A 24,418-nucleotide genomic window follows, 5' to 3' on the forward strand; every position below is an offset into this window, starting at 1 on the left:
GTCCCGGTCGACCTGGCCCAGCTGGGGGTTCCAGCCGATCGCCGTCGTCCCGTCGCACCGGGCCGCCGTCCGGTTCCAGGGCCCTGAAACCATCGTGAAACCGCGCTGAATGCGCCCTGCCGCAAGCTCTGCGGCATGACGACAGCGACATCGCACTCACTCGCCATCGCGGCCAAGGGGCTGCGCAAGGCCTACGGGGACAAGACGGTCCTCGACGGCATCGACCTGGCGGTGCCGGCCGGCACGGTCTTCTCCCTGCTCGGCCCGAACGGCGCCGGCAAGACCACCGCCGTCAAGATCCTCTCCACCCTCGTCACCGCCGACGCCGGCGACCTGCACGTCGGCGGCCACGACCTGGCCGCCGACCCGCAGGCCGTGCGGGCCGCGATCGGCGTCACCGGGCAGTTCTCCGCCGTCGACGGCCTGATCACCGGCGAGGAGAACATGCTCCTCATGGCGGACCTGCACCACCTCTCGCGCCGCGAGGGCCGCCGCACCGCCGCCGAGCTCCTCGGGCGCCTCGACCTGGTGGAGGCGGCCAGGAAGCCCGTCTCCACCTACTCCGGCGGCATGAAGCGCCGCCTCGACATCGCCATGACGCTGGTCGGCGACCCGCGGATCATCTTCCTCGACGAACCGACCACCGGCCTCGACCCGCGCAGCCGCCACAACATGTGGGGGATCATCCGCGAGCTGGTCTCCGGCGGCGTCACCGTCTTCCTCACCACCCAGTACCTGGACGAGGCCGACGAACTCGCCGACCGCATCGCGGTGCTGAGCGACGGCAGGATCGCCGCCGAGGGGAGCGCCGACGAGCTGAAGCGGCTCGTCCCGGGCGGGCACGTGCGGCTGCGGTTCTCCGACCCGTCCGCGTACCGGTCCGCCGCCGTCGCCCTGCGCGAGGTCACCAGGGACGACGAGGCGCTGTCACTGCAGATCCCCGGCGACGGCAGCCAGCGCGAACTGCGCTCCATCCTCGACCGGCTGGACTCGGCCGGCGTCGAGGCGGACGAGCTGACCGTGCACACCCCTGACCTCGACGACGTGTTCTTCGCCCTGACCAGCGGCACCGACGCCCCCGACCAGCCCCAGGAGACCGTCCGATGAGCGCCCTCTCCCTCGCCGTCCGCGACTCGACCACGATGCTGCGCCGCAACCTGCTGCACGCGCGGCGCTACCCGTCCCTCACCCTGAACCTGCTGCTCACGCCGGTCATGCTGCTGCTGCTCTTCGTCTACATCTTCGGAGACGTGATGAGCGCGGGTATCGGTGGCGGCGGCGCCGACCGCTCCGAGTACATCGCCTACATCGTCCCGGGCATCCTGATGATGACCATCGGCAGCACCGTGATCGGGGCCGCGGTGTCCGTCTCCACCGACATGGCCGAGGGCCTCATCGCCCGCTTCCGCACGATGGCGATCCACCGCGGCTCCGTGATCATCGGGCACGTCGTCGGCAGCGTGCTGCAGGTGCTCGCCAGCCTGGTCCTCGTCGGTGCCGTCGCCGTGGCCATCGGTTTCAGGTCCACGCACGCCACGGCCCTGGACTGGCTGGCGGCGTTCGGGCTGCTCGCGCTGTTCGCCCTGGCGCTCACCTGGATCGCGGTCGGGATCGGCATGGCCAGCCCGAACGCCGAGGCGGCCGGCAACAGTGCGATGCCGCTGATCCTCCTCCCGCTCATCTCAAGTGCCTTCATCCCGGCCGACACGATGCCCGGCTGGTTCCAGCCGATCGCCGAGTACCAGCCGTTCACGCCGGCCATCGAGACCCTGCGCGGCCTGCTGCTCGGCACCGGGATCGGCGACAACTGGTGGATCGCGGTCCTCTGGTGCGTCGGCCTGTCCGCGCTCGGCTACCGCTGGTCGACGGCGTTGTTCAACCGCGACCCGAAATGAGCGCGCGGGCTGCCTCCCGCAGCTCGTCCCGCCCCAGGGCGGCGTACTCCGACACCGCGTCGGCGTACGCCGCCCGGTCGGCGTCCTCGGCCGCCCTTCGGGCGCGGTCCGCCGACATCGTCGGCTGGAAGTCGCGCAGCACCAGCAGCCGTTCGGCCAGCGCGATCATCCGTACGGTACCGGCGTCGCCGGACGCGAGCCCCGCCAGGCCGAGCGCGTGCAGCACCGTCCCGAACACCGGGAGCTCCATGGGCAGGCGGGACGGGCCGGAGAGCAGCGTCCGCAGCCGCTGCCGCAGCCGGTCGACCGGCTCCGCGACCAGCGCGATACGGCCGGCGTGCGCGTGCGCCGTCACCGACGCCGACTGGATCTGAAGCGCCCACGGGTCGAGCCGGGCGTCGTCGCCGTGCGTCGAACCGGCCGCGAGCATGCGCTCCACGGCGCCGCGCCACAGGCCGAGCCCGGTCTCCGTCAGTCCGCGGGCGAGCGCGATCTCGGCGCGCCCGCCGAGGTCGGGCCGGTAGAAGGCGTCCCGCTGCGGGGTGTCGTCGCTCTCCGTCTGCCGCAGCCAGTGCTCGGCCTCGTCGGGGTCGTCGCGCTGCAGGCAGGCGAGGACGAGGAGCGAGCGGATGCCGATGTGGTCGTGGCCGTCGCCGAGCCGCGGCAGCACCCGGAGCGACGCCTTGAGGTGCTCGTACGCTTCCTCCCCCTGCCCCGTCCGCAAGCACAGCTCGCTCAGCCGGGAATGCACCATGAGCCGCACGGAAGGATTGTCGACCGGTGCCAGTGCGACGACCGTCCGGCGGGCCGAGGCGAGCGCGCGGTCGATCTCGTGCTCGTGCTCCCAGACGTAGGAGGCGATGCACTCGGCGACGCCGGCGACCAGCGGCTGCTCGCTGTCGCAGAGCTCGCGCAGCACGTCGTAGTCGGGAGGCAGCATTCCGGGGACCGCGCTCAGCACGAACGCGGTGGCGCGCAGCAGCGTGTCCGGCGGGGCCGGGGGCAGCCGCCGGAGGGTGACGAGCTGGCGTACGGCGCGCGGGCCGTGGCCCATGAACAGGCTCGCCGCGCACAACACCGCCGCGGTTCGGGCGACTTCGACGTGTTCGGGCCCGGGGTGGTAGTGCGACAGCGGCGGGCCGGTCTCCGCGGCGAGGGCGGCGAGGCGGGGAAAGCTGGAGTCGGTGGACCACAGAGCGGCGAGCACGGCGGTGAGGGCGGCGATGCTGGGGCCGTCGGTACGGGCCAGGGCGTGCCGCAGGGCCGGCACGAGGTTGTCCTGCTCGGCCTTGATCCGCTCCCAGGCGGCCGTCGACTCCGAGGCGAAGAGCGCGTCGTGGTACGCGACCCCGAAGTCCCGTGCCCAGGCGAGGAGCCGGCCGACGGCCTCGTCCTCCTCGCCCGCCGCCGTGCGCCGGGCGGCGCTGAACTCCCGTACGGTCTCCAGCATCCGGAACCGCACGCCGGCCGGGGTGTCGGCGACGGTGAGCAGCGACTGATCGGCCAACTGCTCCAGGAGAGCCGGCGCGTCCTCGCCGAGCACCTGCTCCGCCGCTTCGCCCAGGAAGCCGCCGGGGAAGACGGAAAGCGTGCGCAGCGCCGCCCTGGCGTCCTCGGCGAGCAGGTTCCAGCTCCACTCCACGACCGCGTGCAGCGTGCGGTGGCGCTCCGGCATGTCCCGCGCCCCGCCCCGCAGCAGCGCGAACCGGTCGCCGAGACGGCGGGCGATCTCCGGCACCGACAGCACCCGCACCCGCGCCGCGGCCAGCTCCACGGCGAGCGGCAGCCCGTCGAGGTGGCGGCACAGCTCGGCCACCGCGTCCGGCGGCAGCCCCACGCCGGGCCGGGCGGCCCGGGCCCGCTGGGTGAACAGCTCGACCGAGGTGTCGAGACCGAGCTCCGGCAGTGCGTACACCGCCTCCGATGTGAGGCCCAGCGGGGCCCGGCTGGTGGCGAGCACCCGCAGGTCCTTCGAGGACGAGACCAGGGCCTGTACGAGGTCGGCGGCGCCCCGGACGACCTGCTCGCAGTTGTCCAGCACCAGCAGCGCGGGCCCGGAGCCGAGCACGCCGAGGATGCCGGACACCGGGTCGGCCGAGGCGTGGCCGCTCACCGCGCCGGGCCGCCCCTCGCCCGCGCCGAGCGCGGAGGCCACCTCCGCGGCCACGTCCTCGTCCGCGGTGACGCCGGCGAGCGGCACGAAATACACCACGCGCTGCTCGGCCCGGCGGCTGACGGCGTGCGCGAGCCGGGTCTTGCCGAGGCCGCCGGGGCCGACGACGGTGACGGCGCGGGAGGCGCGCAGCAGCCGTTCCACCGCCGCGATGTCCTCGTCCCGCCCGAGCAGCGGGTTCGGCTCGTGCGGCACGCCGTGCCTGACCACGGGCGCCTCGCCGCGCAGCAGCTCCCGCTGTACGGCCTTGAGCCCGGCGCCCGGATCCGTGCCGAGTCCGTCGCGCAGCTCACGGCGGTACGCCTCGTACCGCGTCAGCGCGGCGGACGGGCCCGCCGTCGCCGCCTCGCCGCGCAGCAGTTCGGCGAGCACCTCCTCGTCGCGCGGATGCGCCGAGGCGGCGACGGCCAGTGGCCCGGCCGCCTCCGCGTGCCGCCCCAGCCGGGCGAGCGCGAGCGCCTGCGCGCGTACGAGCGTGCCGCGGACGGGGGCGCGCTCCGTGCGCAACGCGGCTATGGGGCCGGTGTCGGCGGCCGCGTCGGGGGTGCCCTTCCACAGCGCGAGCCCGGCATCGGCCGCGGCCAGCGACCCCGCGTGGTCCCCGGCCCTGGCCCGGTCCGCGCTCGCGGCGGCGTGCAGCAGCAGGGCGGAGCTGTCGACCTGGTCCTCGCCGAGGGTGAGCCGGTATCCGGTCGGCGTGCTGACGATGACGCCGGCGCCCAGCTGCGCCCGGGCCCTGGACACGAGGACCTGCAGCGCCTTTCCCGGCCGCTCCGGCAACGCGTCCGGCCACAGCCCCGCCACCAGCCGCTCGGTGCCGCAGCCCGTGCGCAAGTCGCCCGCGAGCAGCGCGAGGAGGGCACGGAGCCGGGGCGCGGTGACCTCCTGTCCGCGATAGGCGACACGCGGCAGCAGGGTCAGGTCGGTGGTCACCTGGGTAGATTAGCCAAGGCGCCGGCCACCGGAACTCCCGCTGCGCGGGCCCCGCACTCCCACCGGCCGAACTCCCGCTGCGCGGGCGGCCCTTGCCCAACGCGCTTCCGCCCACACGAAACCCTGATCGGCAGGACGGTTCCCGTGCGGGGGGCCGGAGTCGGCCGACGAGGTCAGCAACGGCCGCCCCGGGTCAGTCGCGTCCTCGGTGTGATGCCCACCAGGTGAGCGGGGCCGGCGGGAGGCAGACCGTCAGGTAGATCGCCACCGCCGGCAGCACCGGCTCGCCCAGGCGGTGCTGGTCGGCCGCGAGCAGTCCCAGGAAGAGCACCAGCACGCCGTAGACCGGCCACGGGGCGCGCTTGGTGATCCTCATGCCGCACTCCTTGGTCGGGCGGGCTGGGCGTTCTCCAGGTCTCCGCTGCGGCTGATCGTGGATGTCCGGTTCGCCGGCGGGCCGGCGGGTGGGCGGGTCAGCGCCGGATCGCGGGGGCGGCGGACGCGCCGTAGGCCCGCAGCCGTCTCTCCCGGCCCTGGGGCCGGACCCACCCCAGGTCCGTTCCACAGACGCCGAGGACCGTGCCGAGGGCGTGGCTCATCGCCGCGTGGACGGCGGACCGGGCAGCCGTCGCCGACCCGGCGGCGGGGGAACGGCTGTCGGCGAGATCGGAGAGCCGGCGGGCCGGGTTCCAGCCGAGGTCCACGACACCGGCGGTGTCGTCCTCGTCGCCGGAGGGAGGGCACGGTCCGAGCGTGACACCGGGAGCGCCGAGGTGGCCGGCGACGGGCAGCCCGGCGAGAGCGGCGCTGCGCCGGACGGCCCCGACGGCCTCGGGGCCCAGCCCGAGTTCGGCCGGTGTCCGCCCGGGCGGACGCCGCACCAGGACATCCGGCGGAACGTGCACCCCGCTGCCGCGCGTACCGCCGACCCGCAGTTCCCAGCCGAGACGGTCCCGGCGGGCGTCGAGGCCGAAGGCCGGGAGGAACTCGGCGAGCGCGGTCTCCATGCTCGCGGTGACGGTCTGCCGGGCCGCGAAGGCCGGCTGCTGGGGCCGTTCCATGGCTGCCGCGTCGGACAGCCGGCGGGAGGACCGCCAGTGGAGGGCTATCAGCCCGTCGCACCGGTCGTCATCGTCGAGCGGATCCGCGGGGCACAGGTGCACCCCGGGGCCCTGGCCGCCGAAGGCGACCGGCAGGCCGGAGAGGAGGACGGCCTCGGTGATGCGGTCGGCCAGCAGCGGATCGACCTGCCTCGGCAGGTGCGCGAACCGCCCGCGGATCCCGTCCAAGAACACCCCCCGTTCGACCGGTCGGGCCGCCGGCGAGCACCCGCCGCGAGGTTACCGGCGCACCCGGGCGGGCCGCCCGCGAATCCGGAATCTGACCGGATTCCGCCGGTCGGCGGCGCCGAGTACCGCTGCCGGCCGCAGGGTTCGCGGCTCTGCCCTTACGGGCAGTACCGACCGGCGGACGGGCCAGGTTCGCGGAACCACCTTGACATGGCGTCGGCGGGGCGATGAGGTCCGTCGGCGTGCTCGCCGAGGCCCTCGTCTCCGGTCGGCGCCAGATCGCCACCGAGCTGCGGGCGGGCGACCGTCAGTGACGGCTGCCGGCCGCTCCCCGGGTGGGGAGCGGCCGGCAGGCGGTGCCGCGGCCGGGCCGCCGGGCCGCCGGGCTCAGGAGGCCGGGTTGCCGACCAGCTGGAGCGGGCCGTTCAGGGTGTTCGGAGTGCAGCCCGGACCGGCCAGGGTCAGCTGGTCACGGGTGTTCACCACGCTCAGCGGGCCGGTCAGGTTGGTGCCGCAGAACCGCACCGTGCCGGCGCCCACCGCCTGGACCGGGCCGGTGAGGTCCGATCCCGTGACGACCAGGCTCGCCCCGGCGCGGACCACGACCGGGCCGGTCTGCTGGGCGTCGGTCAGGCAGGTGGTGCCGGTGCCGACCACGAGCGGGCCGGTGTGGCGGCCGGTGACGGTGCTGGTGCAGGCCGGGCCGGTCGCGACCTTGGCGCGGAAGTCCAGGGCGTAGGCGAGCTTGCCGGGCTTGGCATCGGTGATCGGCGCGCTCAGCTTGCCGAACTCGCCGCCGGTGGGCTTCTTTCCGGCGTTCCACGGGGTCAGCCGGCCCAGCTGGTCGGCGGTGCGGCCCTCGGCTATCACGGTGTCCCCGGGCGCGGCCGACATGGCCTGGGAGGCCGTTCGGACCGCCGCCAGGTAGGAGGCGGAGTCGGCCGGGTCGTAGGAACCGGGCAGGCCGATGCCCTGGCCCCGCAGCCAGTCGCCCCAGAGGAACTCCAGGTACTCGGCCGCGTCGTCCGGCACCGAGTAGCCGATGTCGCGGGTGAAGTAGACGAGGCTGCGGTACGGGTCGTCGTGGAAGTACGCCAGACCCAGGTGCTGCGGCAACTGCTCGACGGTGAGCGGCTGGTTCCTCTCGTCGACCAGGCGGACCCAGTCGCGGGCCCGCATGGCCTGCCAGAAGGCGGCCGGCGACAGGTCGCTGAAGTCGGCCCGGACGATCAGGCGGATGTGCAGCTGCGGACCGCCGTCCGGGGCCTCCAGGAAGGAGGTCAGGGTGTGGTGACCGTCGGTCAGGTAGAGCGCGCCGCCCGGTCCCACCACGACGGTCTTCATCCCGGCGCGGCTGGCGGCGGTCTCCTGGCCCGGCGCGAGGGCGCAGGTGAAGGTCGACGGGTCGGCGAGCCGGGCGCCCGGCCGCACCGTCACGGCCTCGCCCTGACCGTTGGTCTCGCACCAGTCGTTGAAGCGCTTGTTGACGGACCCGTTCAGCTCGTCCTTGGGCGAGGTGTAGCGGCCGAGCTTGTAGTAGACCTCGTCGTAGCCGATCGAGGACTGGGTGGGGCGCAGCTGGTCCAGGCTCACGTCCAGCAGGTCGCCGGGCTGGGCCCGCAGGGCCGCACCCGCGGCGGGCGCGGTGGCCGCACCGGCCGGGGCGGCGAGCCCCGCCAGGCCACCCAGTGCGAGCGCGCCGGCCGCCGCGGCGGCGAGCAGCCCGCGGCCCGGGCGACGACGCCGCGACAACGGTGCGGGGGTGGGGCCGGTGTTCATGGTTCTCCTGCGGGTCGACGGCTGACGGCAATGCGGTGCTGGCGCATATCCATCCATCACCTGCGGCTCGACCGATAGCCGCAGGGCGGCATCGGGGTGGCGGGAGCGTGAACTCTGTTCGTCACGGCGGCCGGCGGGCCCGCACCGGCCACCGCAGGACCGCCGGATCCCCGCCCCTGTCATGCACGCACGACCGGCGGTCCGCCCGGGTGGAGCAACCCGTTCACCTGACCGCAGCAGCACGGGTATTCGTCGCACGACCGGTCAGTTCGTCCACTGCTAGCGTCGCGTTCGGCGAATGCGCCATGCTCGCCGTCCCCCGCTCCTTCCGAAAAGGAAGAAGAAATGGCCACTACGGCTCCTGACATCATCACTCTCAAGATCGAGAAGATTTTCAATGCCCTCGACACCGACCACAACGGGTACGTCGAGTGGAGCGACTTCCAGCAGCTCGTCGACCGGCTCCTGACCGAGTACCGGCTGGACCGCGGTGACCGCCGGGCCACGGCCCTCCACGCCGGGTACGCCATGTTCTGGCAGGAGCTCGCCCGCCACGCGGACGCCAACGGCGACCAGCGGATCTCCAAGGACGAGTACATCGCGGCGGCCCGCGCCTCGATCCTCGACAACAGCCGCTTCGACTCGGTCGACGGCCTGAGCAATGTGCTGTTCGACGTCATCGACGTCAATGGCGACAACGAGATCGACAAGAGCGAGTTCGCCCGGTTCCTGGGGAACGTCTGGGGTGTTCCGGCGCCCGACACCGCCCAGGCGTTCGCGGCCCTGGACACGGACGGCGACGGACGGATCTCCCGTTCCGAGTTCGTCCGGGCCGCGCGTGAGTTCTTCATGTCCAACGACCCGGCGGCGCCCGGCGGTCGGCTGTTCGGAGCCGTCTGACGCCTTCTGGATCAGTCGGTTCGCGGCCGGGCCCGGTCGCACGGCGCGCAGCCGTGCGGCCGGGCCCGGCCATGTGTCACCCGGCCGACGGCCGGATCCGTGGCCGGTGGTTGGGCCGGTGGAGTGAACCGCTTCGAGGTGGCCCGGTATCTGTCCGCGGTTCACCGTCCGCGGCAGTAGGTTCCGGCAGCGGGCAGGCAGGCGTGGTGCGGAAGAGGTGCGTGTGATGACAGGGGTGCTCGACTGCCGGGGTGTCACGGCCGACGGCCTGATGCGGGTCGATGACGCGGACTGCGGGCCCGAGTGGCTCAGGGCGGCTCTCCAACTCGCGGTCCTGCTGGAGCTCGCCACGATTCCCGTCTACTCGTGCGGCCTCTGGTCGATCAAGGACCCGCACGCCGACGACGCCGTTCACACGGCGCTTCGCGACATCGTCTTCGACGAGATGACCCACCTCGCCCTGGCGGCCAACATCCTCCGCGCCACGGGCTCCGCGCCGGTCCTGACCGACCCGCGCACCGTGCCGGCGTATCCGGGGCCGCTGCCCGGGGGCCTTCGGCCCGGCCTGACGGTCCACCTCACCGGGCTCGACCGGCAGGCCGCCGACATGTACGCGCGCATCGAGCTGCCCGACCGCCCGCTCGCCGCCGACGCCGGTGCCAGTACCGGTGCCGGCGGCACCATGGGCGCGTTCTACGCCAAGGTGAGGACGGCCGTCGCGCACAACCGGCACCTGTTCGACGCGGACCCGGGCCCGCAACTGGACGTCGACCTCTCCAAGCGGTACGCCGGCGGCAGCGCCATCACCCCCATCCGCGGCTGGCAGGCCGCGGACACCGCCATCGGCGTCATCATGGAGCAGAGCGAAGGCACCGGAGACCGCCCGGACAACCCCTACCCCGCCGGCCCGGGCGAGCCGGCCCACTACTACGTCTTCCGTGAGATCGCCCGCGGCCGCAAGCTCGCCAGAACCGGCGAGGACGGCGAACCCGGCGTCCCGGCCTGGGACTTCACCGGCCCTCCGGTCCCGATGCCGGCGACCCACCCCATGGGGCGCGTGCCCGGCGGGGGCTGGGCGAACGACCCGGTCAACAGGCCCACCGGCGGCGTCGAGGTCGTCCTCGACGACTTCAACGCCCACTACAGCTCCATGCTGCGGGCCCTGGAGTCCGTGTGGCGGGCGACGTCGAAGGCCGCCCAGTACGCCGAGCTCAGCAACGCGATCAGGTCCATGGGGCACATGCGGGCCCTCGCGCGCGTCCTGGTCCGCATCCCCCTGCCGGACGGCCAGGGGGCCACCTACGGACCGGAGTTCCGCTACGTCGACCGGGAACCCTGACCGCGCCTCCGCCGCCCCGCCGGGCGGGATCCGTACCGCCGAACCCCGAAACGAGAGGAGAACCGGTGACGCCCCCCGCGTACACCCTGGCCAGTGCCCCCGGTGCGCTGCCCCTGCTCGGCCACACGCTCGCGCTGGTACGCAGGCCGCTGGAGCTCGTGGCGTCCCTGCCCGCCCATGGCGACCTGGTGCGTATTCGCATGGGCCCGCACCGGGCGTACGTGGTCTGCCATCCCGACCTCGTCCACCGCGTCCTGACCGAGGACCGCACCTTCGACAAGGGCGGCCCGTTCTACGACAAGTTCCGTGAGGCCGCCGGCGACGGGATCTCCAGCTGTCCGGCCTCCGCCCACCGCCGGCAGCGCAGGCTCGTCCAGCCCGCGTTCCACCACACGCGGCTGCCGGGCTACGCGGCGACGATGACGCGGGAGATCGCCGCCCTCACCCGGCACTGGCACCACGGCCAGGTCCTGGACGTGCCCACCGAGATGAGCCGGCTCTCCGCCGCCGTCACCGCCGGATGCCTGTTCACGCTCGACAGCACCGCCCTGCCCGGGGTGTTCGACAGCGTCACCGCGATCAGCACCTCCGTCGCCCGGCGCGTGATGCTCGCGCTGCCGATGGCCGACCGGATCCCCACCCCCGCCAACCGGCGCTTCGCCCGGGCCCGCGCACACCTGCGCGAGCTCACCGAGGTGCTGATCGCCGACCGCCGCGCCACCGGCGTCCACCAGGACGACCTGCTGTCCACCCTGCTGACCGCCCGGGACCAGGACGGCCGGGGCCTGACCGACACCGAGATCCACGACCAGCTGGTCACGTTCGTCATCGCGGGGGTGGAGACCACCGCCTGTACGCTGTCGTGGGCCTGGCACCTGCTCGGCACGCGCCCGGACATCCGGGCCCGGGTCCAGGCCGAGGCCGATGCCGCCCTCGGCGGCCGCACCGCCCGCTACGAGGACCTGCCCGCGCTCGGCCTCACCCGCCGGGTCGTCGCCGAGACCCTGCGCCTGTACCCGCCGGGCTGGCTCATCACCCGGAGGACCACCGCCGACACCGAACTCGGCGGCCACCACCTGCCCACCGGCACCACCGTCGTCTACAGCTCCTACCAGCTCCACCACCGCGCCGACCTCCACCCCGACCCGGAGTCCTTCGAGCCCGACCGCCCGCACCGGGGCCCGAAGCCCGCGCACGGCAGCCTGGTGCCGTTCGGCGGCGGCGCCCGCAAGTGCCTCGGCGAGACCTTCGCCCTCACCGAGACGGTCCTCGCCCTCGCCTCCATCGCCGCCCACTGGCAGCTGCGGCCCGTTCCCGGACCGCGCGTCCGCCCCTCTCGCCGCGCCACCCTCGGCCCCCACCGGCTCACCATGCGCCTGCACCGCCGCCACGCGACCGGCGCCCTGGCCGGCTGAACCCGGGCACGGCAACGAGCCACCACCAAGGAGACACCCAGTGCCCAGGACCAGCGTCGCGGTGATCGGCTCGGGAGTGGGCGGGCTGACCGCCGCCCACCTCCTCCAGCGCTCGTACGACGTCACCCTGTACGAGGCCGCGCCCAGGATCGGCGGCCACGCCGAGACCCACACCGTGCCCGACGGGGCGGGCGGGAGCGTCGCGGTCGACACCGCCGTGATGATGGTCCACGCCCGGGGCAATCCGCACCTGATGCGCCTGTTCGACGAACTCGGCGTCACCACCAGGCCGTTGGGAGAAATCACGCTGAGTGTCGTCTGCGAGGAATGCGGATTCGGGAACCCGGACGCCCACGACCTGCACAGGCCCCCGCCCCAGCCGCAGGCGGTGCCCGCGGCCGCGTGGCAGCGCGTCACCGAGCAGACGAAGCGGTTCTCCGACGACCTGACGGCCGCACTGGGCGCCACCGCGGCCGACCGCACCCTCCACGAGCTGATCGACGCCGGGGAGTACGGCGACTACGTCGTCGAGCACGTCATCATGCCGGTCATGGTCACCATGGGACTCGTCCCCGCCGACCACGTCCGGCGTTTCCCGCTCGGCCACCTCTTCGAGACGCTGGACCACAACGGTGTCCTGGCCGGTGACAACGGCTGGCGCTCCGTCGTCGGCGGCACCGCCTCCTACGTCGAACGCATCGCCGCACGGCTGACCACCGTCCTGCGGTCGACCCCGGTCCGCTCCGTGCGCCGAACCGCCCGCACCATCGACGTCCGCGACGCCACCGGCACCGTCCGCTCCTTCGACAAGGCCGTCATCGCCACCCACCCCCGGCACGCACTGGACCTGCTGGCCGACCCGTCCGGGCTCGAAACGCGAATCCTCGGCGTCTTCGACTACGTGGCCAACCCCGGTGTCCTGCACACCGACGCCTCCGTACTCCCCACCGCACCGGGCATGCGCCGCACGCACAACTACCGCCAGAGGTCGTGCCGCCCCGTGAACGCGGCACCCTCGCTGAGCATCGACCTGAACCGGCTCCAGGGCATCGCCTCGGCCGCCCACCACATCGCGTCCTACAACGACGAGGCCCGGCGGGCCTCCCCCGCCACCGTCATCGCCCCGCTCAGCTACGAACACCCCGCCTGGACCCCCGAGAGCGCCGCCGCGCAGCGGCTCCTGCCGCTCGTCTCCGACCACCGGCTGGCCTTCGCCGGCGCCTACCACCACGCGGGCGGCTACCACGAGGACGGCTGCCTGTCCGGAGTGCGCGCCGCGGCATCGCTCGGCGTCCCCTGGTGACAGACGGCTCCCCCGGCACGGCGCAGCGGCCGCGCCGGGAGCGCCCTCCGCCACCGGGCCCGTCACCCGCCGCGTACGGCCCGTCCGCGCGGCCCGGGCACCACCGCGTTCCCGCCCGTCACAACGAGGAAGCGTTCCAGCCCGGGCGTGTACGTACTCACCGTCGACACGCCGTTGGAAGCCCGGTGCAGCACGCACGCGAACGGCCGGAACCCGCGCGCGCCGAGCATCGCGACCAGGTCGTCCAGGTGCCCCCGGGCCGTGGCCGGTGCGGCGGTCTCCCGGAACGGCACCTCCACCGCACCCGCGAGGTGCGGCCCGAAATCCGCCCGCCCGGCGGCCAGCAGCCGCGGCCGGCGCCTCAGCGCCCCGAAATCGCGCGGCACCCACAACGCCCGCTCCGCGGGCGCGGAGATCTGCAGCAGCTCGCGCAGCGCGCGCCGCACCGCATGGGCCGCCGACAGCGAAGCCCCGTACCCCTGGAACCTGAACCCGCCGTCCGGCGCGGCATGGGCGCAGTAGGCGGGCACCCGCAGATCGGTCGTCATCTCGATCAGCCGGACCCGCCGCCCCACCCGCCGCTCGGCGTACCCGAGCAGAGCGGCGAGGGCGTCCGGCAGGGTGCCGGGGTCGACCAGCCGCAGCCGCGCCGGAGACGCCGCGAGGAAGGTGTCGACGAGCAGGAGCGAGAAGGCGTCGCGCTCGACCGTCTCGGCCAGCGCGTGCACCACCGCTTCGGTGGTCGAGGCACCGCTCGCGGTACCGCTGTTGTTGCTGTAGCGCGAGGCCGACGCGTACGCGAACGTGTCACCGGCCAGGCCCCGCAGCCGAGCGCCCTCCGCGCTGCTCACGTACGAGGGACAGGTGAGCAGGAGCGGAACGTCGAGCGTCCCCGTGCCGCACAGCGCGGTATGACGGCGGCAGGCCACCCCTGCGGCGGGGCTCCGTGCCAGCAGGGGGACCCCCGGTTCGTCGGCCAGTTCGCCGGCGGCGAGGTCGCCCGCGCGGTGCCGGACCAGGTCCTCGGGGCGCACCCGGGCAGCGTGACTGTGGTAGTGCTCAAGTGCCTCGAACAGCGCGCCCACCCGTGCCGCGGCCGGGTCGCCCTTGCCCGATCCGGTGGCGCCGGGCGGCCGGGAGCCGTCCGTGCGCAGCAGGTCACAGCGCCACGCGTCGCCACGGTCCGACAGCCGTGCCGCCAGGCCGGCTTCGGCCGCGGCGTCCTGCCCGCGGCTCCACGCCTCGACCAGGTCCAGTTCCCGCTCCCCTGCCTGGACCGGGGTGGTGGTGGTTCGGGGTGATGTCGTCATGGTCCGGCCCGGCCCGGGGCCGGGCGCTCCTTCCTACGGCGTGGTCGGTGCTGCGGACACACGCCGGGTGGGCGCCGGCCCGATGCCGTACGCCCACCCGGATGTGAGCCCCGGAGGTCAGTTCGCGTCGCCGGCGCTGTTCTCGATCTCGTCGAGCTGGCGCTCCTCCGCCGGGGTCAGGTCCTCCCCTTCCGGCGACGCGTCGTTCAGGCACCAGGCTGCATCCGCACCCATGACATCTCTCCCTTCGGTGAAATCGAGTAGCCGATCGGCTACGGCAGGGGGCGTTCCCCGGGGCGTCGGTGGCGAGCACCTGCGGTGGCCGGAACACCGGGACAGCGCAACGCTTTCACCCGCGCGGGGCAGCCGGCGCCCGTCGCTCGGCCATCCGGCGGACCGGGCCGACCGGGCCGGGCCGCCGGGGCGGGGCGGGGTGGACGATGGAGTGAGTGGCGAGTCGCGCTCCGCCGACCGTCCTGGCCGGGCCCAGGAACCGGGTGGAGGGTGCCGCGAGGAAGGAGCCGGAGATGGCAGCGTCCGCTGGAGGCCTCGTCCGCACGGTGGCGTGGGTGGTGGAACGTCCGGGCCCGATGGCGTCGGGCCCGTTGAGACGCGTGGAGCGAACGGTCTCCGAACCCGGTCCGTGGGAGCTGCTGGTCGAGGTGGCCGCCTGCGGTGTGTGCAGAACGGACCTCCACCTCGCCGAGGGCGACCTCGGGCCGCACACCCCGCGGTGCACGCCGGGCCACGAGGTCGTGGGCCGCGTCCTTCACCGCGGCCATGAGGTGCGGGACTTCTCCCCCGGTGACCGCGTGGGTGCGGCCTGGCTGGCGGGTACCTGCGGCGTGTGCCGGTACTGCCGGGCCGGCCGCGAGAACCTCTGCCCGGACTCGCGGTACACCGGCTGGGACATCCACGGCGGCTACGCCCGGTACGCGGTGGTCGACGCCCGCTTCGCCTACCGGCTGCCGGAAGGGCCTCCCGACGAGGAACTGGCGCCGTTGCTGTGTGCCGGGATCATCGGCTACCGGGCCCTGGAGCGGGCCGAACTGCCGGCGGGCGGCAGGCTGGGGATCTACGGGTTCGGCGCCTCCGCGCACCTGACGGCGCAGCTCGCCCTCGTCCGGGGTGCCACCGTGCACGTCCTGACGCGCGCCGAGGAGGCCCGGCGGCTGGCGCTGGAGCTGGGCGCGGCGTCCGCCCGGGGCGCGTACGAGGCACCGCCGGAGCCGCTCGACGCGGCGATTCTCTTCGCGCCGGTCGGCGACCTGGTACCGGTGGCCCTGTCCGCCCTGGACCGCGGCGGAACGCTGGCGGTGGCCGGCATCCACCTCAGCGACATCCCCGTGCTCGACTACCAGCGGCATCTCTTCCAGGAGCGGACGCTTCGCAGCGTCACCGCCAACACCCGCGAGGACGGCCGCGCCTACCTGGCCGAGGCCGCCCTCCACCACCCGACCGTCCGCGTTCGGCGGTACAGCATGGACCGGGCCGACCGGGCGCTGGCGGACCTGGCGGCCGACCGGGTCACCGGCGTCGCCGTCCTGCTCGCGGACTGACAGCGCGCGGGAGAACCCGGACGTGGCATTTCGCGACGGCGGCCGGCTTCGACCGGGCTGCTCTCGTCAGGACGCCGGGTGGATCCGGGGGAACCGGGGCAGGGCAGCTCAGCGGATGCCGCGTTCTCGCAGGCAGCGGCTCGGCGTGGTACCGAGGGTGCGGCGGAACGCGGTGTGGAAGGCGCCCGCGGTGGCGTAGCCGACCGCGTGGGCGCGGCCGTCGACGGGGGTGGGGGCCTCGACGGGCAGGGCCGGGAGCGGTCGCAGGAGGTCGAGGACCACCGCCGCGGCCCGGTGACCGGCCCCGGCGGCCCAGGGCCGAGATCGCCTTCCGGGCCGTCAAGGCCGGGCGGGCCGGGCGTCTCCGCGCCCGGCGGCGGAGGAACCCGGTCGCCGGGAGGGGTCAGGCCGACGGTCCGAGCAGGAATCCCAGCAGGTCGAACTCGCCCGGCGAGGGCAGCGCCTTGCGGTGCAGGCCGGCGAGCATGGCGGCCACCGCGGTGGTGACCGGGGCGGTGCGGGTCCGCTGCTCGGCCCAGCGCCAGTCGCCGTCCGGGTTGACCTCCAGGAAGACCGGCGTGCCGTCGCTGATCAGGAAGTCGAACGCGCCGTAGCGCAGCGACATCGCGGCGGCCAGGGTCCTGGTGGCGGAGGCCACCGCCGGCGGCGGCGGCACGGGGCGGATCTCCATCCGGTCGGGTGCGGTCCAGGGGTCGGCGGGTGAGGCCTTGCCGACCTGGAACGTGTGGAGCCGCCCGGCCACGTAGTAGACGCGCAGCTCCGCCTCGTGCTCGACGTACTCCTGCACGATCACGGGCGGCCCGGGGCACGGACCGGCGGGCAGGCCGTGCGGGCCGTCCCGCTCGACGACCGTGGGGAAGACCCCGGTCAGCCGCCCCGGCGCCGGTTCGACGAAGTGGTGGTGTGCCGCCTTGACGACCAGCCGCGGGCAGTCGAACTCGTCCCGGGCGTGGGACGGGTCGGTGGTCAGCATCGTGCGCGGCACCGCGATCCGGTGCCGCCGGGCGAGCCGCAGCTGGGAGAGGATCCCCGGCCGGCCCGGGCGGATCGTCGTCCCGGAGACCGCCGCCAGCTGGCCGGCCGCGGCCTGCCAGGACTCCCGTACGAACACGGTGTGGGCCGGATCCCGCGTGCTCTCGATCGCGGACACCGAGAAGTGCCTGATCCAGGTCACCGTGGGGGTCAGCCAGCGGCCGTTCAGCCGGACCGCACGCCCGTCCGGGGCGACGAGCAGGTCGGTGGCGACGAGTTCCTCGGCGTTCAGCCGGGCCGACCGGATCCCCGCGGCACCGAGCAGGTTCTGTACCGCGTCCAGGTCGCCGTCGCACGCGCGGCTGAGCAGCAGCACAGCCGGGACGGGCCGGGGCCGGACGTCGACGACCCGGGCGGGTTGCCCGAGCTGGGCGAGAAAGGCCGGGTGACCGTCAGCCATCGCCGGTCAGCCGTCGCCGTCGGGCGGCAGGTCGTCGGGCGGCAGGTCGTCGGCCAGCAGCTCGTCGGCCATCACCAGGAGCTTGGCCACCGTCGCGCCCACCTGCTCGGATGCCGTGGGCAGCCGCTCCGCCACCCGTTGCAGCAGGGCCGTGTCGAGCCGCGGGAGCCGGGCCTTCCCGGCCCGCGCGCCGTGCTCGGCGTCCCTCGACCGGAGCTGGAGGAGCAGCTCCAGCACCGTCGCCATCTCGGTCGCCAGCAGCCCGAGGGAGGCCATGTCGCCGAGGTCGCAGCGCTGCCGGCTGTCGCGGTCCAGCACCTCCAGCACCCCGACGCAGTCGCCCGCGCAGATGAGCGGCGCGGCCATGATGCTGCGCGGCACATAGCCGGTGAACTCCGCCGCCTTGCGGGCGAACCGGGGGTTCTCCGACACGTCGTCGATCACCAGCGGCTGGCCGGACACCATCGCCCAGCCGGCGATCCCGGTGCCGCCCGGAAACCTCGTCCCCAGCAGATGGTGCTCGCCCTCGCCGGCGACCGCCTCGAAGACCAGGTCCCCGTTCTCCTCGTCCACCAGGAGAACGGAGGCGGCGGCCGCGCCGAAGACGCTGCGGGCGACCTCCACGATCGACTGGAGCAGTCTGCGCTGCGGGATCTCGGCACTCTCCAGCGGGTCAGTCGCCACGTGGGCCTCCATCGGGTACGGCTACGTTCTCGGCGGCCAGGTAGAGGACGGACTTGAGCTGGAACGGCGTGAGCGAGCGGTGCTTGCTGAGGATGAGCGCGCAGATGCCCGCGATGTGCGGGGTCGCGAAGCTGTTGCCGGTGCTGAGCAGCTGCCGGTGGCCGGGGCCGGCCACCGGCACCCGGACACCCCGTGCGTAGAACTCGACCGGCGGTGACGGGTTGTAGTAGTAGGTCATCGGGTTGGGGACATCGTGGCTGGCGACCGAGATGACCGAGGCGAACGGCCACGGGTAGCTGCGCACCGGCATGTTGTGGGCCGACGCGACGATGACACAGCGCCGGAAGTAGGCGGAGTCCGACAGGTCGCGCAGGCCGTCGCGGAAGTCGGTCTTCGTCGTCGAGAGGCTCATGTTGATGACGTCGAAGCCCTCCTCGATGGCCCAGGTCAGTCCGGCCAGCAGGGCGGCGCCGCTGCCGTGCCTGCCGCTGGACAGGACGCGCACCGAGGTGAGCGACACCGCGGGGGCGATGGACCGGATCACGCTCGCGCAGGCCGTGCCGTGCCCCGCCGCGTCGCCGGGTTCCGTGGGCGTGACGGTGAGGTCGCCGTCCTCTCCCCTGGTCACGTCCATGGCCCGGTCGAGCCCGCCGACCAGCGGGTGGTCGGCGTCCACGCCGCTGTCGAGCACGCAGACCCGGACCCCGGAGCCGTCCGCGTCCCCCCAGGCCCACTCCGGGGTGACCGGGCCGAGCGGGCTGACGTCGAAGGGCTCCTGCGGCATCACGGACGCGGGCATGCTCCACGCGGGCACGCCCGGGAAGTGGTCGCGCGGTGGCCTGCGCCAGGGCGGGAGGTCATTCACCGGTACCACCCGGCCCCGGTTCGCCGGCATCGAGCCACGCGCGGACCCGGGCGGCCGGCAGCGTGGCGCCCTTGGCCTCGAACCTCCGCAACGCCTCGGTCCCTTCGGCCGTCGCCCGTCCGGTCGTCCCGGCCGCTCTGAGCACGATCGCCAGGTCGAAGAGGGCCTCCCCGGTCAGGCACAGGTCGTCGGAGCCGGCGGCCAGGGACCGGGCCGCCATGGCTTCGGCGACCGCCTCCTCGTGGCGCCCCCGGGCGGAGGCGATCCGGCCGCGCAGTGCGGCCGAGCCGAGCCGCGCCCGCAGGCCCGCCGTCCCGGCGTCCCGGTCGATCCGGTCCAGCGCCGACGCGGCGACGGCCACCCGGCCCTGGGCGAAGAGCTCCCTGGCGATCGCGACCTCGGTGCTCCGGGTGTCCGGGGCGTGCTCCGCGGCGCGCAGCACGCCCAGGCTCTGGCGGTATCGCGCTTCGGCCGCCTCGTGTGCCCCGGCCAGCGACTCCACGAAACCTGAGGCGTCCAGCACCACCGCGTCGGCCAGGTCGAGGTGCACGTCGCGGGAGTACGTCAGCGCGTCGGCCAGGGTGCGTCGTGCGCCGTCGAGGTCGCCGCCGAGCGCCTCCAGGTGCGCCCGGGTCACCAGCACCGGGATGAGCAGGGTGCGGCCGGCCGCGAACCGGTGGCCGAGCATGGCGCACAGCTCCAGCCCGGTGGCCACCGGCGTCGGCGCCCACTGCGCCAGCTCGCAGACGGCGCAGAGCAGCCGGTCCTCCTCGTAACGGTCGTTCATGGCCCGCGCCCGCGCCAGCGCGAGCCCCAGCGAGGCTTCGGCGGACGCCGCGCGCTCCGCGGCGAGTTCGAGGTAGGCCCGCAGCTGGTGCAGCCGGCACCAGCTGAGTTCGTCCCCGGGGTCGTGCTCCAGCTCCGCCGCGATCCCGGCCGCGGCCGCCGCCACGGATTCGGGCGGCGCCAGGCCGAGCCGGAGCTCGACGATGCCGCGCTGGACCGCGCAGGTGGCCGCGGACCTGCGGTCGCCGGGCAGCGCGGCCTCGGCGGCGGCGAGCGCGCCGCGGCACCGCTCCTCGTCCTGCAGCCAGAGCCCGGCGTCGCAGAGGTGCAGTGCGAGCGCCGTCTGGCGGGGATCCCCGCTCGGCAGCAGCTCCCGCCCGCGCTCCAGCAGCTGGACCGCCGCGGGCAGGTCCTTGCGGGCCAGGGCGTTCATGCCCTCCGCGATCAGGGTGTTCGCCGCCGGCCCGGCCAGCACGGGCAGTCGCGGGTCACCCGGCCGCAGCTGCCGGCGCAGTCGGCAGGTGGCCTCGACGTGGTACGCCACGGCCATCGCGTCCTGCGGCTGCTCCCGGGAGAACCATTCGGCCAGGAAGTCGTGCCAGCGCTCGCGGCGGGTCTTCGGGGTGAACTCGTAGGCGGTGTCGCGCAGCAGTGCCTGGGCGAAGCGGAAGGTGCCGGCCGGGCCGCGTTCGAAGACGCGCCGCCGGGCCAGTCCGGCCATCGCCGCGTCGGCCGCGGCGGCGCCGGTGCCGTCCGCTTCGGCCATCACCCGCAGCAGCTCCCGGGTGAACTCGCGCCCGATCACCGCGGCGAGCTCCAGCAGGCCGCGTTCGGTTCCGGGCAGCTGGTCCAGCCGGGCGCCCAGCATCGCCTGGATGGTGGGCGGGATCTGGGTGCCGGGGGCGGTCTCGGCGAAGACGTCCATGAGCTGCTCGGCGAACAGCGGATTGCCGTCGCAGAGTGCGGCGACCCGGCTGTTCACCTCCTGGTAGCCCTGCGGATAGACGTCGTTGCGCAGCGTCAGCTGCCCGACCAGTTCGGCGGTCTGATCGGTGGTCATCGGTCCGAGCTCCAGCGTCGTCGCGCAGGGCTTCCCGCCGCCCCAGGCGCTGCGGATGTCCAGCAGTTCGGGGCGGGCGACGCACAGCAGCAGCACGGGGACGCCGTGCAGCCAGGTCGCGACCTCGTCGATGAGGTCCAGCAGGGTCTCCTCCGACCAGTGCAGGTCGTCCCAGACCATGATCACGGATCGTGACCGGCCGAGGGCTTCCAGGAGGGACCGCACCGCCCAGGCGATGTCCTCGACACCGACCTGGCCGGGGCCCCCGTCCTGGTCGACGACCGTGCCGAGGGTGTGTGCCACCAGGCCGTGGGCCGGCGTTCCGCCCGCCGGGTCGGTGTCCTCCGCCAGGAGCCGGGTGAGTGCCGGCCAGCCGCCGGGGAGCGAGCCGAGCATCTCGGCCAGCGGCCGGTAGGTGATCCCCCGGCCGTAGGACGAGCAGCGTCCGGACAGCACGGTCACCTCGCCGTCCGGCAGGGTGGCGAGGAACTCCCGTACCAGACGCGACTTTCCGATTCCGGGCGCGCCGATCACCGTGGCCAGGCACACCTGTCGCCGCCGCCGGACCCTCCGGAAGCTGTGCTCCAGTTCCTCCAGTTCGTCGGCCCGGCCGATGAACGGGGTGGTCGGCGGGGCGTCGGCGACCTGCACCGGAGCGGTGACCCGCCAGGCCGGCACGGGGTGGGCCTTGCCCTTCAGCCGCAGCGGGGCGACGGGCTCGATGCCGACCTGCGAGCGCACCATGGCGGCGGTGTCGGCGCAGAGCAGCACCTCGCCCGGCCGGGCGGCCGTCTGCAGCCTGCTGGCCGTGTTGACCGAGTCCCCGATGACCCGGAAGTCGTCCCCCGCCCTGGTGATCACCACGACGTCACCCGTGCAGACGCCGGCCCGTGCCTCCAGCTTCACCTGGTACTCGGCGTCGAGTGCGGCGGCGAGGCCGGCGAGCGCGGCGAGCGCCCCGGTGGCGGCGCGCACCGCGCGCACCGCGTCGTCCTCGTGGGCCACGGTGGCGCCGAAGGCGGCGAGGATGGCGTCGCCGATGAACTTCTCCACCACGCCGCCGTGTTCGGCGATGCAGGCTTCGCAGCTCGCGAAGTACCGGTCCATGACCTGCCGCAGCGGCTCCGGGTCCAGCCGTTCCGCGAGCGCGGTCGAGCCGACGAGGTCCAGGAACAGCATGGACACCTTCCTGCGCGTCTCGCGCTGTGCGGCGTCGGCCGCCAGCGGCGCGCCGCAGCCGGCGCAGAACCTGTCCGAGTCGGCGGCGCTCCGTCCGCACGCGGGGCAGTTCACGGTGCGCCCTTCTCCAGGGCGGGTTCGGACGGCGCCGGGTCGGTCGGCGCGGGGTCGGACGCGGCCGGGTCGGTCGGCGCGGTGCCGGAAGCGTCGGCCGGCGCGGTGTCCGTGACGGGGAGGGCGATCCGGGCGTAGACGCCGGAAAGGACGATGACGACTCCGGCCGTCGTGAGGATCGTGTCGATCGGGCCGAACCGCAGGCCCGCCACCGAGCCCGAGAAGTCCCGCAGGCCGTTGCTGGCGAGCCAGCCGGAGACCACCGCGGCCAGCATCGACGCCAGTTGGGTGGCCGGATAGAACACCGCGACCACCCGGCCCCGGAACTCCCGGGGGGCCGCGGCGAGCAGCAGCGGTGACATCGCGGTGTTCAGCATGGTGAGCGGAACGGCGAAGACGAAGAGCAGCGCCACCGCGGCGGGGAAGACGACCTGCCGGGAGTACAGGACCAGCAGGGTGCCGCTCACCAGCAGGCCCATCCAGGTGGTTCTCCGGGCGCCGATCCACTGCACCACCCGGCCCGAACCCAGCGCGCCGAGGATCCCGCCGATCCCCATCGCCATGCCGAGGTAGCCGTACAGCCGGGCGGACACGTCCAGGTTCCTGGTGGCGAAGAAGACGTTCAGGGTGCCCAGGGCGCCGATGCCGAACTGGCCGATCACGGCGAGCAGCAACAGCGCCACCAGGAACCGGCTGCCCGCGAAGAAGCGCACGCCCGCCGTGAACTCCTTGACCAGCCCGGGTCGTTCGGCGCCCGGCCGGTCCCGGCCCGCGGCCGGTGCGGGCCGGACGTCCACCGAGCGGATGGCGATGTACGACACCAGGTAGGAAACCGCGTTGAACAGCAGCGCCCACTGCAGGCCGACCGTGAACAGCAGCGGCGCGGCGAGCGGCGGTCCGATGATCCAGGCGGTCTGACCGGTCGCCTGGGCGATGCCGGCCGCTCGCGCGCGGTCGGCCTCCCCCGTGACGAGCTCCGCGATGACCGAGAACCGCGCCGGTGCGAAGAACTGGCTGGCCGCGTTGAGCACCAGCACCGTCCCATAGATCAGGCCGAGCCACACCCCGATCGGGAGGTCGCCGGCCGGCAGGAAGGAGACGGCGGCCAGCACGGCCACCAGCCCGCCGCGGACCACCTCGGTGCGGAGCATCGTGGCGCGCTTGTCCCAGCGGTCGACGAACACGCCCGCGACCGGGCCGACGCACAGCACGGCTATGCCGGTCGCCAGCACGACACCGCTGACCGCCTGCGGTGCCCACGGCTTCCCCTTGACCAGCACGGTCGCCACCCACAGGACCAGGGTGGTGCTGAAGACGGCGTCTCCGACGGACGAGACCGCCTGCCCGAACCACAGGCGGGTGTAGTCGCGGTTGATGAGGGTCAGCCGAAGCCTCATGAGGCTCGCGCCGATGAGACGGCCAGCGACATGAGGGCGGTCACCAGGGTCGTGTGATAGGCCTTCTCGAAGAACGCTCCGGCCGGTTCCGCCGCCGTGGCCCTGGTACTCGCCGACCGTCCGGGAATCGCGCCGTCGGGCCGCTGGGCCCGGGCCAGGCACTCGACGGCGGCGACGCCCAGGGGCGTGCGGAGCGGATCCGCTCCCAGGCAGGCCTGGGTCATGACGAGTTCCGCGACCAGATCCCACCAGTCGTGCCGGACGCAGTACTCCAGCGTCCGGCGGACCAGTTCCGTCGCGCCGGCCACCGCGTCGTCGGACAGCGCCGGGCCGGTCCGGCCGAAGTCGCTGAAGTAGAAGGCGGAGTGGGTGATGCCGTACGCCTCCGCGATGGTGACCGGCGGCGCGTCGTCCGGCGCCGTGCTGTCCGGCGGCGTGCCGTCCGGCGCCGGCTGGTCCGCCTGGTCCGGCCGGTCCGTTCCCGGCGCCGCGGCGGCCAGTGTGACGAGCACGTTCTGTCCGGCGAGCTCCTCGTAGGGTTCGATCGTGTGGCGGACCCCCGCCTTGTCCGCGTAGTACCGGAACTCCAGTCGCTGGTAGGGCGACTTCCCGCGCGGTGACAGGTCGTCGTCGGTCAGCCGCGCCAGCCCGGCCCGGCACTGCGTGTCATCGATCCCGTCGGGTGCCAGCGCGGCGTAGACCAGCGCGTACTGGGCGGCGTACCTGGGACTGCCGGTGATGAGCCGCGGGAAGTCCGGGTGCTGCCAGACCGTGCGGACCACGGCGGTCGCCTTGCCCAGCCGGGCGTCGTCCTCGTCGCCCAGCCGCGCCCAGCAGTGGCAGAGCAGCGCCAGCTCCAGCGCGGCCTTCGCCTTCCCGTGCTCCAGGGGCCGGGCGCTCGCCGAGTACGGATCGAAGTGGTCCAGGTTCCGGACCAGCCAGCCGAGCGCGCCGGCCGACAGCCGGTCGAGATCTGATGACATGT

General features: G+C 74.2%; 18 protein-coding genes and 1 pseudogene. 7 read left to right on the forward strand and 12 right to left on the reverse strand.

Annotation, left to right across the window (positions count from 1 at the left end):
• The first annotated feature begins 135 nt into the window (after window positions 1–135).
• Together AB0P06_RS17180 and AB0P06_RS17185 are read left to right on the forward strand one after the other, a co-directional pair.
• Window positions 136–1,107: an ATP-binding cassette domain-containing protein gene (locus AB0P06_RS17180; RefSeq protein WP_363608106.1), complete on the forward strand. Its 972-nt coding sequence runs from the start codon at window positions 136–138 to the stop codon at window positions 1,105–1,107.
• Window positions 1,104–1,895, forward strand: a complete 792-nt coding sequence (locus AB0P06_RS17185) for an ABC transporter permease (RefSeq protein ID WP_363608107.1) — start codon at window positions 1,104–1,106, stop codon at window positions 1,893–1,895. Before AB0P06_RS17180 ends, AB0P06_RS17185 begins: the two co-directional genes overlap by 4 nt.
• On the opposite strand, the gene AB0P06_RS17190 is transcribed toward AB0P06_RS17185, so the two are convergent.
• From AB0P06_RS17190 to AB0P06_RS17205, 4 genes are all read right to left on the reverse strand, one after another.
• Window positions 1,876–5,001: a BTAD domain-containing putative transcriptional regulator gene (locus AB0P06_RS17190; protein ID WP_363608108.1), complete on the reverse strand. Its 3,126-nt coding sequence runs from the start codon at window positions 4,999–5,001 to the stop codon at window positions 1,876–1,878. The genes AB0P06_RS17185 and AB0P06_RS17190 overlap by 20 nt on opposite strands.
• Window positions 5,002–5,194: 193 nt before the next feature.
• Entirely contained in the window at window positions 5,195–5,377 is a 183-nt protein-coding gene (locus tag AB0P06_RS17195) for a hypothetical protein (protein ID WP_363608109.1), read from the reverse strand.
• A 97-nt stretch (window positions 5,378–5,474) separates the two neighbouring features.
• A complete protein-coding gene (locus AB0P06_RS17200; protein WP_363608110.1) occupies window positions 5,475–6,290 on the reverse strand; it encodes a hypothetical protein in 816 nt (271 codons plus the stop codon).
• Window positions 6,291–6,677: 387 nt separating this feature from the next.
• Window positions 6,678–8,069: a ParB/Srx family N-terminal domain-containing protein gene (locus AB0P06_RS17205; RefSeq protein ID WP_363608111.1), complete on the reverse strand. Its 1,392-nt coding sequence runs from the start codon at window positions 8,067–8,069 to the stop codon at window positions 6,678–6,680.
• 345 nt (window positions 8,070–8,414) lie between these two features.
• Between AB0P06_RS17205 and AB0P06_RS17210 the strand changes: the two genes are divergently transcribed.
• From AB0P06_RS17210 to AB0P06_RS17225, 4 genes are all read left to right on the forward strand, one after another.
• A complete protein-coding gene (locus AB0P06_RS17210; protein WP_363608112.1) occupies window positions 8,415–8,969 on the forward strand; it encodes an EF-hand domain-containing protein in 555 nt (184 codons plus the stop codon).
• A 226-nt stretch (window positions 8,970–9,195) separates the two neighbouring features.
• On the forward strand, window positions 9,196–10,308 hold the full coding sequence (locus tag AB0P06_RS17215; protein WP_363608113.1) for a ferritin-like protein: 1,113 nt from the start codon (window positions 9,196–9,198) through the stop codon (window positions 10,306–10,308).
• A 65-nt stretch (window positions 10,309–10,373) separates the two neighbouring features.
• On the forward strand, window positions 10,374–11,723 hold the full coding sequence (locus AB0P06_RS17220) for a cytochrome P450 (RefSeq protein WP_363608114.1): 1,350 nt from the start codon (window positions 10,374–10,376) through the stop codon (window positions 11,721–11,723).
• 40 nt (window positions 11,724–11,763) lie between these two features.
• Window positions 11,764–13,026: an FAD-dependent oxidoreductase gene (locus AB0P06_RS17225; protein WP_363608115.1), complete on the forward strand. Its 1,263-nt coding sequence runs from the start codon at window positions 11,764–11,766 to the stop codon at window positions 13,024–13,026.
• Between the two features lie 62 nt (window positions 13,027–13,088).
• Here AB0P06_RS17225 and AB0P06_RS17230 read toward each other — a convergent pair whose 3' ends face one another.
• Window positions 13,089–14,336, reverse strand: a complete 1,248-nt coding sequence (locus tag AB0P06_RS17230) for a YcaO-like family protein (RefSeq protein ID WP_363608116.1) — start codon at window positions 14,334–14,336, stop codon at window positions 13,089–13,091.
• A 527-nt stretch (window positions 14,337–14,863) separates the two neighbouring features.
• Here AB0P06_RS17230 and AB0P06_RS17235 point away from each other — a divergent pair.
• On the forward strand, window positions 14,864–15,895 hold the full coding sequence (locus AB0P06_RS17235) for a zinc-binding alcohol dehydrogenase family protein (protein ID WP_363608117.1): 1,032 nt from the start codon (window positions 14,864–14,866) through the stop codon (window positions 15,893–15,895).
• Window positions 15,896–16,003: 108 nt separating this feature from the next.
• Here the strand turns inward: AB0P06_RS17235 and AB0P06_RS17240 are convergent.
• The 7 genes and pseudogenes from AB0P06_RS17240 to AB0P06_RS17270 all read right to left on the reverse strand — a co-directional run.
• Window positions 16,004–16,189, reverse strand: a pseudogene (locus AB0P06_RS17240) (hypothetical protein); the annotation flags it as partial.
• A gap of 109 nt (window positions 16,190–16,298) precedes the next feature.
• On the reverse strand, window positions 16,299–17,348 hold the full coding sequence (locus tag AB0P06_RS17245) for a hypothetical protein (RefSeq protein ID WP_363608118.1): 1,050 nt from the start codon (window positions 17,346–17,348) through the stop codon (window positions 16,299–16,301).
• Between the two features lie 6 nt (window positions 17,349–17,354).
• Window positions 17,355–18,032: a GAF domain-containing protein gene (locus AB0P06_RS17250; protein ID WP_363608119.1), complete on the reverse strand. Its 678-nt coding sequence runs from the start codon at window positions 18,030–18,032 to the stop codon at window positions 17,355–17,357.
• Window positions 18,022–18,897: a S8 family serine peptidase gene (locus AB0P06_RS17255; protein WP_363608120.1), complete on the reverse strand. Its 876-nt coding sequence runs from the start codon at window positions 18,895–18,897 to the stop codon at window positions 18,022–18,024. Before AB0P06_RS17255 ends, AB0P06_RS17250 begins: the two co-directional genes overlap by 11 nt.
• Window positions 18,890–22,036 carry an adenylate/guanylate cyclase domain-containing protein gene (locus tag AB0P06_RS17260; RefSeq protein WP_363608121.1) on the reverse strand — a complete coding sequence of 1,049 codons (3,147 nt, stop codon included), beginning with the start codon at window positions 22,034–22,036 and terminating at the stop codon, window positions 18,890–18,892. Before AB0P06_RS17260 ends, AB0P06_RS17255 begins: the two co-directional genes overlap by 8 nt.
• The gene (locus tag AB0P06_RS17265; RefSeq protein ID WP_363608122.1) at window positions 22,033–23,433 is read right to left on the reverse strand and encodes an MFS transporter; all 1,401 of its coding nucleotides are present in this window, start codon (window positions 23,431–23,433) and stop codon (window positions 22,033–22,035) included. The genes AB0P06_RS17260 and AB0P06_RS17265 overlap by 4 nt, the downstream gene beginning before the upstream one ends.
• Window positions 23,430–24,416 carry a hypothetical protein gene (locus AB0P06_RS17270; protein WP_363608123.1) on the reverse strand — a complete coding sequence of 329 codons (987 nt, stop codon included), beginning with the start codon at window positions 24,414–24,416 and terminating at the stop codon, window positions 23,430–23,432. The genes AB0P06_RS17265 and AB0P06_RS17270 overlap by 4 nt, the downstream gene beginning before the upstream one ends.
• Window positions 24,417–24,418: the final 2 nt, after the last annotated feature.

It is taken from the genome of Kitasatospora sp. NPDC088351 (genome assembly GCF_040685575.1).
Classification (GTDB): domain Bacteria; phylum Actinomycetota; class Actinomycetes; order Streptomycetales; family Streptomycetaceae; genus Kitasatospora.